Genomic DNA, 13,084 nt, shown 5'->3' with positions numbered 1-13,084 from the left:
GGGCCCGCTCACTCCATGACCATCGCCTCTGGATTGGCGATGGTCTTCAGCATGGGCCCGCTGGGGCCGCCGTTGCGGATGCACTCATTCGAGTATTGCGTGACGATGTTGAGGCAGCCATCTGGCGGATTGCCCCACTGGAGGATGGAGTCCATCCACGCCGGACCGTTCGTCGACGTGTAGGTGCCCAGCGGCTGCCAGGGGATGATGACGGGGCGGTCCCACCCAATCCACGGCGTGCCTCTTCCTGTTTCGTCGCTCAGGAGTTCGCCGTTGAAGAGCGTCTTGTACACATGCGAGCCGGTGTCCGGATAGGCGCCGTGTGAGCCAAAGGCCACATAGGTCTCGGGATGGAAGTTCAAGAGGCCCAGCGCTTTGTCTCCATAGACGAAGAGCTGCCCTTCGGCATGCTGGGCCATGAAGACATGGGTCGGTCTCCCGTCGACGAAGCGCACGGTGACGTGCTCCCAGTCGCCCACGTGGTTGCCGAAGGTCGAGAACTTCCCGAGGCAGGAATGCACGGCATTGTAGAAGCCCACGCAGACGCGCTTGCCTCCGTTGTAGGGGTAGAACATCCAATAGACGACGTCGGTGGTCTGGGTTGGGGCTCCGGCCTGGGTGCGAGGGATGATCTGCGCATACATCGGCACGTGGGTCGTCGGGTCCGGACGCTGGCCGTGCAGGAACGCGGGGTCCGTACAGGAGGCGCAGCCCAGTGGCTCGCGGGTCTCCATGAAGTACCCGACAGGCGTCACGTTCGCGAGGAAGAACTCGGCGGAGGACGGCCAGTAGTATTCGTCTGGATGGAGCCAGACGAGGGGCGCGTACTGGAGGACGGTGAGGTCATCGACCGGGGCCCCCTGGAGTTCGGCGTTGGCGAGGGCGCTCTTGTTGAGAGCCCAGAAGAGACTGGCATTGGCGGCGCCATAACCGACCTGGCCCACCATGGATGAGGCGGTCAGGGACCGGTGGTCCGTGGCATTGGCCTGGAAGACAGTGCCGTCGCGATAGGCACTCGAGCCCCTGTCGTCCCACAGCCAGGCAGGGCTCGCGGGCAGGACATACTCACTGCGGACACACCGGATGAGCTGGGTGGACGGCTTGTCATAGCCCAGGGTGGCCACCGAGCCGAGGCAGGTATAGCCAGGAGCGGGCCTGGGGTGCCAGAAGCTGGCATCGTGAGAGCCGCGGGTGTGTTTGTCATCCCAGACGAGGTCATAGTCGATGGGAGGCGCCAGCACGTCCCCCTCACCGGAGACCACGAAGGTCATCCGAGGCGGTGAGCCATGGGAGGGCATGGCCACGTCGCCCAGGGAGTAGTGGCCGGGGAACCGGTCGAGCCTGGGCCGCCAGACGGAGATGTTGTCGTGCGCTCCGGTGTTGTGGTCGTCGTAGACCCAATCGAAGTGGGTCTCCGCCTGGACCGAGAGGCGCAGCGGATAGCGGAGCCGGGCCTTGTCGGAGCGCAGGGTGAAGTCGGCCGTCTGCCCGGCCTGGGTCGTCGCGGCGACGAGCTTGTAGCTGCCGGGCTGGAGGTCATAGGCGATGCGCGCGCGTGAGCCGCCAAGGAGGTCGTTCGCCTCGGCGAGCACGTTTCCGCTGGAGTCGAGGAGGTAGAGGTAGGGGCCGGCGTTGTTGGCGTCGAGGTCGAAGGTGACGATGTCGGGCGGGCCGGAGTGCTCGACGAGGAACTGACGGTTGGCGGGACTGGTTCGGTTCTGTCCACCGGAAGCGTGCCACTGGCCATGGAGGATGTTGTTGTTGCGGGAGGTGGTGGACTCGACGACGAGGCTGGAGGTGACGGCGTTGAGGAGGCTGCCGGTGAGGTCCGTGTCCTGGGTGAGGACGATGCGCTGGCCGGAGAAACCCGAGTCCGCGTAGAGGGTGACCTGGAAGCCGTCGGGCACCTTGAGGGAGCGGAGGGTGTCATTGCCCAGCGTGAGCTGGTTGATGTCATACCGGCCCGCGCGCAGGGATTGACGAACTCCTCCGAAGTTGTGCTGGGAATAGACGGACACGGGGGCTTCCACCTTGATGCTGGAGGCCCGTTTGTCCCAGCCATTGCCCGTCAGGAGGGTGTCGGAGGTGAAGGTGATGGAGCTGCCGGAGAAGCGCGAGTGCTCGTAGAGGGTGACGGCCCAGCCCCTGGGGACGTGGACGGAGCTGATGGTGTCGTTGCCGACGGTGAGCTGGTGCTGGTCATACCAGCCGGGCTGGAGCGCCTGGGCGGAGGGCTCGGCGCCACCGGAGGGGTAGACGCGTGCGACAGGCGTCCAGGCGACAGGTGGAGCGGCGTAGAAGAGGGGGAGGGCGCCGCCGAGCGCGGGGTCGGCGCCGAGTGGAGCCGTCCAGCCGCAGTAGCCGCCGCCGGTGATGGAGACGACCTGGTCGACGAAGCTGTAGGACGCGGCGCCCAGTTGGCTGAAGCCACTCGTCACGAAGTAGTCGGCGGGCAGCTTGAACGGGGTGCCGCGCAAGTCGACGTTGGCCCTGCCGGAGCCGCCCCAGTCGCAGGACATGGCGGTGGCGTAGGGCATGGTGGAGATGTTGGCCTGGCCATTGTGTGAGAGCGCGCCGGTGGACGTCGCGAACCGCCGGTCGGACGTATCGACCTCGAGCGTGACGGGGTTGATGCGCAGCTTGGAGAAGACGGTGCGGACGTTGCTGCCGGGGGCCGCGCCACCCGCGGTGTATTGAGAGAAGTTGGAGTGGAGGCCATTCTCGGGGAGCGGGAGATACTCGGTGGGAGTGCCGGCCATGTCGTGGCACCAGGCCTTCCAGGGCCGGGCGGCGTCCCCCATGAGGTGAAGGGTGTACTCACCATCTCCGGCCTGAGGTCTGGCGTTCTTGATTTCCCGGCAGGACTTCTCGCGCAGCGGGGCCAGCTGTTGCTGGAGGACGGGCAGGGCCTCTGTCTCTCCGGGCAGGGATTCGGAGTGCCCGTCCGACTCGATGCCTTCGCCCTGGCAACCCGTGGAGAGCGCGAGGAGTCCCCCGAGGAGCACTGCACGCCATGCCGCGGATTTCAATGAAACACCCAGACTCATGTCGTGAACCCTTCGCTTGATTCAAGGCGGGGGTGGACGCAGGTCGTGGTCACCCCTTCTTGAATGAGGACTGCCCACGAGCGGGGTCCTCGAAGGATGCCGCGCGGTGGGGCCGCGAGGAGGCTCGAGGGGGTTACTCCGTGGGTGGAGTGCGTCGTCTCCGGGCTGGAGACGGCGAAGGGTTTTCGCGTGTGATTCCCGGGGATTTATCCGGCGCGCCCTTTCGGAGGGAGGCACAGGCGGAGAACCCGCATCACGTCCTGACCCAGGAGGGTCATAAGCGGCCCGTTCGGTCAGGACTGAAGTGTTTCTGGAGTAGAAAAGTACGCCAGTCGCGACTTTTGAAGATTCGCGGTTTTCCTGAGACAGTCGAGGGGCCGGCTCACGCGTGGGTGGCCCGGTCATCCCGTCATCGTGGAGACATCATGAAACTGCTATCGAAGTCCCTGTTCGCAGGAGTCGCGGCGCTCGTGTTGGCCCCGCTGTCCGCGTCGGCCCTGCCTCCGGACTGCTCCCAGGACCGTTGCAATGAGAGCACGCCGTGCTGGCTGGTCTGTGCCATTCCCTGGAGCATGCAGGTCGTCACCTGTGAGGAGTGGGTGACCGAGTGGGAGTACGGCACCTGTGGCGGCGCGGCCCTGGGGACCGAGGAGGACGAGCTGTCGTCGTCGGAGTCGTCGCGTGATGACGCCGCGCTCGTGGCCCCCATCTGCGCGCCGCCGATGCTGGCTGCTCGGGCCGTGACGCTGTAGCGCCGGTTCATCCTGAGCGGTCGAGTCCATCACTCGCATGCTGGCGGGTGATGGACTCCCATCAAGGCTTCCGGCGACTCAGGGCTCCCTGCCTCGCCTGGCGGTTCGCGGTGTTTGATTTCAGAGAAACAAGAAGCCTCGGCGGCGCTTCGGTCCGTCCTCGGAAGGTGCCTTGTTCCGCGGCGGGTCGGATGACGAACAGCCAGGTGCTCCGCGGCACGGGGAGGAATCCAGCTCAAGAGGACCATCGTAAGGGCTCGTGAAATCAATCCGGTCCATCCTTCGGGGGAACCCATGACCCTTATCAGGAAGCCGCACCAGTTCCTCGCCGCGCTCGCTACCGCGCTCTTCCTCACGGCCTGTGGTGACGACGACGACCCGAACCCGACTCCCGGCACGGGGCTGGATGGCGCGCCGGATCCGGTCATGGTGGGAGAGGTCATCGCCCTGACCGCATCGGACACTCTGGTGTCCTTCAATCGCGCGACGCCCGATGTCCTGGTGGGCTCCATCGCCGTGACGGGTCTGGACGCGGGAGAGTCTCTCTTGGGCATCGACTACCGTCCCGCCGACTCGCAACTGTATGGCCTCACCAGCGGGGCGCGAATCGTCACCCTCGCCCCGGACACCGGCATCGCCACCGTGAAGGCCACGCTGTCCGCCATGACAGGGGACGACAATCCGTTCACGGGCCTCGTCGGCACCGACTTCGCCGTGGACTTCAATCCGGTGGCGGACCGCCTGCGCGTGGTGAGTGACAGCGGGCAGAACCTGCGCATCAATGTCGACACCGGCGACACCATCACGGATGGCGCCATCAATGGCGGCAATGGCGGCGCGCAGGTCAGCGGTGCGGCCTACACCAACTCCTTCGCGGAGACCGCCACCACCCGCCTCTTCGTGCTGGATGCGGCGACCGACACCGTCTACCTCCAGGATCCGCCGAACAACGGCACACTCTCCGCCCCGGTGGCATTGGGCGTGGATGCCTCGGGGGTGAATGGCTATGACATCGATGCGCGGACCAACGTCGGTTATGCCGCGCTGACGGTGGGCGGCACGCAGCGCCTGTATCGCATCACTCCGGAGAATACTTCGGCCCCCGCCACGGAAGTCGCGGCCATCGGCTCGACGGAGCCCCTCAAGGGGCTGGCCCTGAAGCAGGAGTCGGGCGCCACGGTCTACGGTCTCACCACCGACAACCAGCTCGTGCGTGCCGCCGTCTCAGCGCCCAACACGCTGACGGCAACGGTGGCGCTGACGGGGGTGCCAGCAGGGGAGACGTTGCTCGGCATCGACCTGCGCCCGGCGGACCGGACGATGTATGCCCTGTCGTCCGCCGGGAAGCTCTACACGGTGGACACGCAGACAGGCGCGGTCACCGCGAAGGCCACCTTGAACGCGGACCCGGCGGACACCACGGAACCCTTCACCGCGCTGTCGGGGGCTCAGTTCGTCATCGACTTCAATCCCGTGGCGGACCGTTTGCGCGTGGTGAGCGACACGGGGCAGAACCTGCGCATCAACGTCGACACGGGTGCGACAACCACGGACGGCGCCATCAACCGGACGCCGGGTGCCGTCGTCTTCGGTGTGGCGTACACGAACAGCGTCATGGGTGCGACGACGACGACGTTGTTCGACCTGGAGCGCAACAGCAACGGGCTGACTCAGCAGGTGCCCCCCAACGATGGCACGCTGGTGAACGTGGGGGCGCTGGGCGTGACGTTTGTCGGCGCGACGGGGTTTGATATCGCTGGCGGCGACAACGGGCTGCCGCTGGCGGCGGGTCGCACGGCGGCCAGTGGTCCCTATGTGCTGTATCAGGTGAATCTGCTGACGGGCGCCGCGACGTACTTTCCGCGCACCGCCACGACAGCGGAACAGGCGGCTATCGGTGGGGCTTCCGGTCCGGAGCTGCGAGACATCGCCATCGTGTACTGATGCAGGCACCTGAAGGGTGGGAGCGCCGCCATTCCCTGCCTTGCGCGCAGGGGTGGCGGCGCATCCGCGTGGAGAGGTACGCACCTCGCCCTTCCCGGTCGGTCTCGTAGTGCGCGCCGCTGTCCACCGAGGCCCGCCGAGCCGTGGAGCATCAGGGATGGGCTTCAGTCCGCTCCGCGCTTGCCAGACACCGCGCTCCGCACGGGCTGCTCCGGCACCGAAGGGCCTTCCACGACGTCTGTTCCCGATACCTGCGCCGTGGCGCGCGCCTCCCTGCGCTTGCGCCAGTAGAGGAACACAGGCACGCCCGCGCCGAGCAGCAGCGTGCCCTTGAGCGCGTTGAGGGGATTGGAAGCCGTGGACCCCACCACGACGTAGAGCGCCGCCGCGATGAAGAGCAGGGGCGTGAAGGGATGGCCGGGCACCCGGTACGTCACGCGGGGCACCTGTCCCTGACGCTCCCGGGCCCGGTAGACGAAGAGCGTGGCGGCCGTGGCGCCGAAGACAAGCCAGTCCGCGAAGACGACGTAGTCGAGCAACTCGCCGTAGGTCCCCGTGCTCGTGAGGAGGATGGCCCAGACCGCCTGGAAGACGATGGCCGCCGAGGGCGTGTGGTAGCGCGGATGCAGGCGCGCCATCCACGGGAAGAACAGCCCATCCGCCGCCATCGCCTGATAGACGCGGGGCGACACGAGGATGACGAGGTTGAGGAACCCGAAGGTGGAGAGCGCCACGCCCGCCGTGATGAAGGTGCGGCCCGTGGGCCCCAACAGGAGCCCGAGCGCATCCGCCGCGGGCGCGTTGCTCGCGGCGAGTCCCTCCGCGCCGAGCGTGCGCAGGTAGGTGAGGTTCGCGAGCAGGTACACCGTCACCACGCCGATGACGCCCCACAGGAGCGCGCGGGGCAGGTTGCGCTCCGGATTCACCAACTCCTCGGCCACGAAGTTGGTCTGCTGCCAGCCGCCGTAGCTGAAGAGGACGGGGACCAGCGCGGCGCCGAGAGCCAGCACGATGGAGTCCGGAGGCGCGGGAGGCGTCGTGGTCCCCACCGAGGGAGAGGCCCCCGCGAGCAGCAGGCCCGCGCCCACGAGCACAGCGAGCGCCACCAGCTTGAGCACCGTGAAGACGTTCTGCGTGAGCGCCCCGGGACGCACGCCGAAGTAGTTGATGCCGGAGAGCAGCACGATGGCGCCGACGGCGAGCGGAAACCGGTAGCCGTCCGCGAGGCCCGTCAGCGCCAGCGTGTAGTTGGCGAAGGTCACCGCCACCGCGGCGATGGCTCCGGTGGCGATCATCAGCAGCATTCCCCAGGCATTGAGGAAGGCGGGCAGTTCGCCAAAGGCATCGCGCAGGTAGACGTAGCTGCCGCCCGCCTTGGGGATTCGCTGTCCCAGCTCGCCGTAGATGAAGGCGCCGATGAGGGCCACGCCACCGCCGAGCAGCCAGGCCCCCAGTGTGAGAGCGGGGGTGTGCACGCGCTGGGCGACGATGGAGGGGTTGAGGAAGATGCCCGAGCCGATGATGCCGCCGATGACGAGCATCACCCCCGAGAACAGGCCCACCCGCCGCGAATAGCCTCCGCCCGACGTGCCTGACGGAACTCCAGCTTCATGCTCGAGAGGAGGGCTCATGGCCGCCGAGCATAGTCCGAGGGCGGACGCCGACCAGCGTCAGGCCCGTGAGAGCCCTGCCCAAAGCCGCTGCGCGGGAATCGCTGGAACGCGAAAGAGGGCCGGTGGACGACCCGGCCCTCCTCCGCGATGGACTCACGACAGGTATCGCTACCTGTGGTCCTCGTAGAACTCCTTCAGCTCCTGCTCCGCGCTCTCCAGGTTCTCCGTCGCCTTGTCGATTTTCTTCTGGAGGGCGCGGTCCTCGGCCGCCAGCTCGTTGATGCGCTGGTGGACGTAGTCCATGCGCTCCTCATCCGGCAGGGACTGGCTCGCCTCTTCGAGGTAGCTGCCCAGCTCCTGGTGGAGGGCGGCCTGCTGCTGCGCCATCTCCTGGAGGGCCTCGCGGATGAAGCGGGCCCGCGACTGCGCCACCGGCTCGCTGAAGAGGGGATTGGTGCCGTTGATGCAACCGCCGATGAACTTCACGACCTTGATTGCGGCGTTGGCCTTGCGGACCCCGGAGACCACCGGGTTGTTCAAGAACCGCTTGCCCATGTCGTACCCGGCCTTCACGCCCGAGACGACCTTGGGACCGCCGACCTGCACGCCCGCGGCGATGGCGATGGGCGCACCCACGCTGACCGCGTTGCCGACCGCGTCCCCCGTGGGAACGTTCTTCTCCTCGGTCCCCGTCGGGTCCACCAGGTCCAGCGGACGGTTGCTCACGTAGCTGTAGAGGTTGCACTCGACGGGACTGGCGCGGCACTTCTCCAGGTCCTCGAGGAACAACGGGTCCGGAGTGGTGAAGCGATTGATGCGGGCGTCGTAGTCGCGGACCCCCATGCGCACGAAGCCGAGGTCCGCGTCGTAGGCCTTCTCCACGTAGTCCAGCGCCGCCGAGCCCGTGGGGTGTGTCGCCCGGTCACCGAACGGCGAGGCCACCCGCTGCGTCCCGTCCGCATCCGCCATCACCGTGCCACGGCGGTCGGTGGACAGCAGGCGGAAGGCGCCATCCTCCAACGCGCCCACCAACTGCGCATCCACGCGCACCGGCTGGGTGAGTCCCGCGCCATCCAGATACGCGCCGCCCTCCAGATATGCCGCGAGCGGTGCCCCGGACGCATCACGCTTCAACAGGCGCTCTCCGTCCTCGTCGTACACGAAGCTCCAGCTCTGTGCGCCCTTCTGCGCGGAGGCCACCTGACCGTCCGGCCCATAGGTGAGGCTCAGGTCGTCCCGGGCCACCGTGCGGCCCAGACCGTCCCGCGTGTACGTCACGCCACCGACCACCCACGTGTTCGCGCCCGTGACGAGGTTGCGAGTCCCCGAGGCATCGGAGATGAACGTGGACAGGCCCAGTGCGTCGAAGCCGTAGTCATACGCATGCTGCGCGTCCTGGGCCGAGGCCAGGAAGCCCTGGGGTGAATAGCCGTACTGCCGCGCGAGTGTCGTGCCACCGAAGCCCATCACCTCGCTGTCGGTGAGCCCGCGAGCATTCAGCTTCCAGGCGATGGAGGAGCTCCAGGCCGGCGTGGTGTGCGCGAGGCTGGTGCGCTGCCGGGTGAGGACGTCGTAGCCCAGCGACACCGACGTGCCGCCACCGAAGTCCACCATCGCCGTCTTGCCCAGGGCGTTGTACTGCACGCTCGCCCAGGACTGCCCGTTGCGCGTCAGGGCGCTCATCCGGCCCCAGGCATCCCAGACGTAGCCGAGCGACGTGGTGGACAGGACACCGCCACCCGCGTCCTTCACGCGCGTGACTTCCTGCCGCACCTCTCCGCTCTCCGCGTACGTCAGCTCGCTCTCCACCGTGCGCCAGCCGGTGAGGCTGAGCGTCGACTTCGTCAACGTGCCGTCCGTCCGGTACTCCATCCGCTTCGTGTACCCGTCACCCGACGTCGCGGTGAGCAGGCCCGGCACGCTCGTGTTGGCGGGAGCCGCCGGCGAGGCACCGTCGTAGTAGAGCTGGTACGACTTCACGCCGCCCGTGCTCGTGTGGGTGATGCCGGTGCGGCGGCCAATGCCGTCGTACTGGTAGCCCTCGCTGCGCACCAGCGTGTTGCTCGGCGTGCGGAAGCGCTTCGCGGACACGAGCCAGGTCCCGGGGGCGTACTCGAAGTCCACGTTCGCCACGCCATCGCGCTCCACGCGGTCGACGCGACCATAGGCGTCGTAGGACAGCCGGTGCCCCTGGTTGTCCGGCATCGTCACGCCCCTCAGGCGCCCCAGCGCGTCGTAGGTGTACGAATAGGCGAAGCCGAGCTCATCCTCGTACCGCGTCATCCGCTTCGCCGCGTCCAGGAACTGCCGACGCGTCTGCGTGCTGTTCTCCTGGGTCTCCACGACGAGCCGTCCCCCCGACAGCGCCCAGGACGTGGCCAGGGTCTGCTGGACGTCGACGTGGTGGCGCAGCACCTTCTCCACGTCGTAGCCAAAGACGGCGGTGCGCACGCTCGACGTCTGCTCGATGCCACCCAGCAGCGTGGCGTAGTCCAGGGCCGCCATGTCGGCGTTGGCCGGCAGGTTGGGACGCACGTACCGCGTCTTCTCCCGCTGCTGGCGGCTGTGCAGCGTCAGGCCGTCCACCACCCAGCCCTCGGGGACCAGGCGCGTCCTGGCCACGTCTTCTCCGGCGGCGGTGGAGTACTCCTCCGTGTAGCGCCGGGCATTGCCGCCAGCGTCCACCAGCGCCGTCGCGGCGATTCCGGCAGGGCGGGTGGCGGTGGCGAACCGGTAGCTGAGCGTCTCGTTGGGATTCACCTCGCTCGCGGCGCCCAGGGCGTCCCACCGCTTCGCCAGCCGCTCCATCCCGTCGTAGCGGAAGCGCTCCACATGGGTGCTCGCGCCGCGCCGGGTGGTCATCGTCAGGAGTCCGTCATGCAGCGGGTGACGCTCGGTGACCTCCAGCGCCACGCCGTCCGGCTGGGTCACCTTGGAGAGCAGCAGGCGGCCCGGGGTGTACTCGAACGACGTGCTGCCCCGGCCCGGCTCGCTCACCGTCTTCACGGTGAAGTCCGGCCAGTAGCTCACCGTCTGGAGCGGCATGGCGCCCTGCGGCCCCTGGGCGACGACGCTCTGCACGAGCCCCACGGTGTTGCGGGTGATGACCCCCTGGTACGAGAAGTTCAGCGAGGACTGCGGATGCGTGCCCGCATACGTCAAGGTGGCGGGCAGGCAGTGCAGGTGCTTGACGAGCGCCGGCAGGCTGGCGCGTCCCAGCGTGGTGGTGAGGGTGCCCCACGGGGTGGCGCGCACCTGCTGCTGCGGGCACAGGCCGTCGAAGGCGACCGTCTTCGTGGACTCGGTGAGCGTCACCGCCGGCAGGCTCGCGTCGCGGAAGCCCTGCCCCTCTTCCTTCAGGCGCTTGAACGTGACGCCCTGGTGCGTGGCGTCCTCGTACTCGCGGAAGGAGACCTCGCGGACCTGGGGCGTGAGCGCGTCCGTACGCGTGTCGGAGAGCAGCAGGCCGGCGAAGTCATCTCCATTGAGGAAGTTGACCGCGTGGCTCTCCTGCGGCGCGGTGCGCACGACGCTGTCGAAGCCGACGAGGAAGCCACCCTGCGAGTGGTAGTTGGCGCCGAAGTACTGGTAGGCGTAGGTGATGGTGTCGTAGCCCGAGGATGCCGACGTCAGCGACGCCAGCACGGGCTGGCGGAAGCGGGCCCCGGGGGCGGCGGGCAGGCGCGTGTACGTGAAGCCCAGCAGGGTGCCCTTGCCGTCGTCCGCCGACTTGAGCAGGCCCGTCTCCGGGCCATCCAGCGACGTGCTGTAGGCATCCGAGCCCTTCGTCACGGTGAGGCTGGTGTTGCCGCTGCCCGCGAAGTCGCCCTGAGTCAAAGCGCTCGTCGTCCCGTTGAAGAAGGTGAGCGAGGGGACGGTGACCTCGCGGAACTCGCTGCCGTTGTTGACGAAGAGCAGGGCGAGGCCCGCCTTCGACAGCAGCACGTCCGACATGCCGTCGCGATTCACGTCGACGAACATGGCCGAGTACGTCGCGAGCTGCGCAAGGCTGGTGCCGTTCTTCGTCAGCACGGGGAACAGCTTGCTGGACGCCGAGTCGAACGCGTACCTGCCGGTGCCCGGCCACACGTGCAGCCCGTTGGAGAGGCGCGCGACGATGTCCGGGATGCTGTCGCCGTTCATGTCGTGCACCCACGTCGCCGTCGCCGACACGCTCGGCGTCAACGTGCCGTTGAGGGTGGCACCGAACTGCGTACCAGGCGCCGCGCTGCTCGTATTGGGACGCACCTGGAAGCCGCCCGGGACGACGCGGATGAAGTCCGGCTGCTGGTCGCTGTCCAGGTCCACGAAGCGGGTGTGCGGGCCCAACTGCCACGCGCCCGTCAGGGACTGCTGGGACAGCAGCGTGCCGGCGCGGTCACACACGCGGATGTCCGTGGTGGAGCCGCTGGTGTTGGTGATGGCCACGACTTCGGGCTTGAGCTGGTTGGGCCGCAGGCGGGCCAGCAGACGAGGCTCGTTGCTCACGTGGGCCGTGGGGCGGCACACGGACTGCGTGCCGGCGTTGGCGGGAGGCAGGGCCTCGGCGCGGAAGCCGGAGTCCTCCTGGACGTAGAGCATCTGGGCCTGGGCATGCTCGAAGTCGAGCCGTCCGTCCTCGTCCTCATCCAGCAGCGAGGCGCGCCAGGGCTGGATGGCGTCCTGGCCCGCGGTGGCGAGCGTCGCGTCCAGCTTCGTCACCCGGCTGAAGGTGGCGGTGGCGAGCGCGTCCGCGGACGTGTGGTAGGTGTAGCGGGCCGTGGGCGCCACCGTCACGTCGGGCGCGGTGCCGTAGGTCTGGTCCACCTGGGACAGGTAGAAGGCCACGCCGTCCACGGGCTCCGTGTAGGCGAGCTGGTACTGCCACCGCGCTTCGAAGAGGCCCGTGCTCGCGCTCTTCGCCTTCACCGACAGGGTGGACACGCGGCGGTCCAACCGCAGCTTCTTGCTCGAGCGGAAGTCGTCCACTGGCTTCGCGAGCGTCGCGTAGCCCAGGTCCACCTGGTACTGGAAGTCCGTGCCGGTGCCGCCGTACCGCACCGTCTTCAGGAAGAGGCGGCCCGTCGCATTGGCCTCGTAGGTGAAGTGCGTCTTGCGGCCCGTTGCGCTCACCACCTCGCGCAGGGACCAGGAGTAGGTACCCTTCACGGTGTTCACCTGCGCCGAGCCCGCGACTCCACCCGCGCCATCACCGAAGCTCCAGACGCTGCCGTCGGGGTGATAGGCGGTGAGGCCCGTGGCGGACTGCTCCACGCGCACGGCGGGGTTCATGTCGGCGGGATACCAGGCACCATCGGCGCCGAGGACGAGCCGTCCCCAGGGGCTGGTGAGCTCGTCCGTCGCGTAGTCCAGGTCGCCACGAACACGCCACCGGCGAATCTCCAGCCGCGTCTGCCAGCCATGTCCCCACTCCGACTGGCCAGCATCGGAGGAGTAGGTGGGGAAGGGCGAGCCGAGCACCTCGCCCCGGTCCTTCGGAACGGCGAAGGGGGAGGCGAGCGCGAAGCCACCGCGCGCCACATCCGCCGCGCCGAAGGCCGTCTGCGCATAGGTGCCGATGAGGGAGCCCCGCTGCGGAGCGGCGAGCTGGGGCGGTTGAATCTTGGCGTCCGTGAAGCCGGCGGGCTGCGCGAGCGCGAGAGGGGAGACGAGCAGGGCGGTGCCGCCCAGCATCCTTCGGAAGAGGGATAGCGGTTTCATGTTCCTACCTGATGGGTGAAGTACGAAA

The 13,084-nt window shown here is 68.0% G+C and carries 5 protein-coding genes; 2 read left to right on the top strand and 3 right to left on the bottom strand.

The features are described from left to right. Positions 1 to 8: 8 nt before the first annotated feature. On the bottom strand, positions 9 to 3,047 hold the full coding sequence (locus FJV41_RS12790) for a Vps62-related protein (RefSeq protein WP_141642739.1): 3,039 nt from the start codon (positions 3,045 to 3,047) through the stop codon (positions 9 to 11). A 425-nt stretch (positions 3,048 to 3,472) separates the two neighbouring features. On the opposite strand from FJV41_RS12790, the gene FJV41_RS12785 reads away from it, so the two are divergent. Together FJV41_RS12785 and FJV41_RS12780 are read left to right on the top strand one after the other, a co-directional pair. After that, a complete protein-coding gene (locus tag FJV41_RS12785) occupies positions 3,473 to 3,799 on the top strand; it encodes a hypothetical protein (protein WP_141642738.1) in 327 nt (108 codons plus the stop codon). A 294-nt stretch (positions 3,800 to 4,093) separates the two neighbouring features. Then, a complete protein-coding gene (locus FJV41_RS12780; protein ID WP_141642737.1) occupies positions 4,094 to 5,743 on the top strand; it encodes a DUF4394 domain-containing protein in 1,650 nt (549 codons plus the stop codon). Positions 5,744 to 5,907: 164 nt separating this feature from the next. Here FJV41_RS12780 and FJV41_RS12775 read toward each other — a convergent pair whose 3' ends face one another. Together FJV41_RS12775 and FJV41_RS12770 are read right to left on the bottom strand one after the other, a co-directional pair. Then, entirely contained in the window at positions 5,908 to 7,374 is a 1,467-nt protein-coding gene (locus FJV41_RS12775) for an APC family permease (protein ID WP_141642736.1), read from the bottom strand. A 150-nt stretch (positions 7,375 to 7,524) separates the two neighbouring features. Next, positions 7,525 to 13,056 (bottom strand): RHS repeat-associated core domain-containing protein, encoded by a 5,532-nt coding sequence (locus tag FJV41_RS12770; RefSeq protein WP_141642735.1) that lies wholly within the window; start codon positions 13,054 to 13,056, stop codon positions 7,525 to 7,527. Positions 13,057 to 13,084: the final 28 nt, after the last annotated feature.

This window comes from Myxococcus llanfairpwllgwyngyllgogerychwyrndrobwllllantysiliogogogochensis (genome assembly GCF_006636215.1).
In the GTDB taxonomy this organism is placed as follows: domain Bacteria; phylum Myxococcota; class Myxococcia; order Myxococcales; family Myxococcaceae; genus Myxococcus; species Myxococcus llanfairpwllgwyngyllgogerychwyrndrobwllllantysiliogogogochensis.
Note: the sequence above shows the minus strand (reverse complement) of the source record. Positions and strands in the feature narration are given on the sequence as shown.

Excerpts from the sequence above, each read along its gene's own strand:
- FJV41_RS12790 (WP_141642739.1), bottom strand. The coding sequence starts at position 3,047 with ATGAGTCTGGGTGTTTCATTGAAATCCGCGGCATGGCGTGCAGTGCTC.
- FJV41_RS12785 (WP_141642738.1), top strand. The coding sequence starts at position 3,473 with ATGAAACTGCTATCGAAGTCCCTGTTCGCAGGAGTCGCGGCGCTCGTG.
- FJV41_RS12780 (WP_141642737.1), top strand. The coding sequence starts at position 4,094 with ATGACCCTTATCAGGAAGCCGCACCAGTTCCTCGCCGCGCTCGCTACC.
- FJV41_RS12775 (WP_141642736.1), bottom strand. The coding sequence starts at position 7,374 with ATGAGCCCTCCTCTCGAGCATGAAGCTGGAGTTCCGTCAGGCACGTCG.
- FJV41_RS12770 (WP_141642735.1), bottom strand. The coding sequence starts at position 13,056 with ATGAAACCGCTATCCCTCTTCCGAAGGATGCTGGGCGGCACCGCCCTG.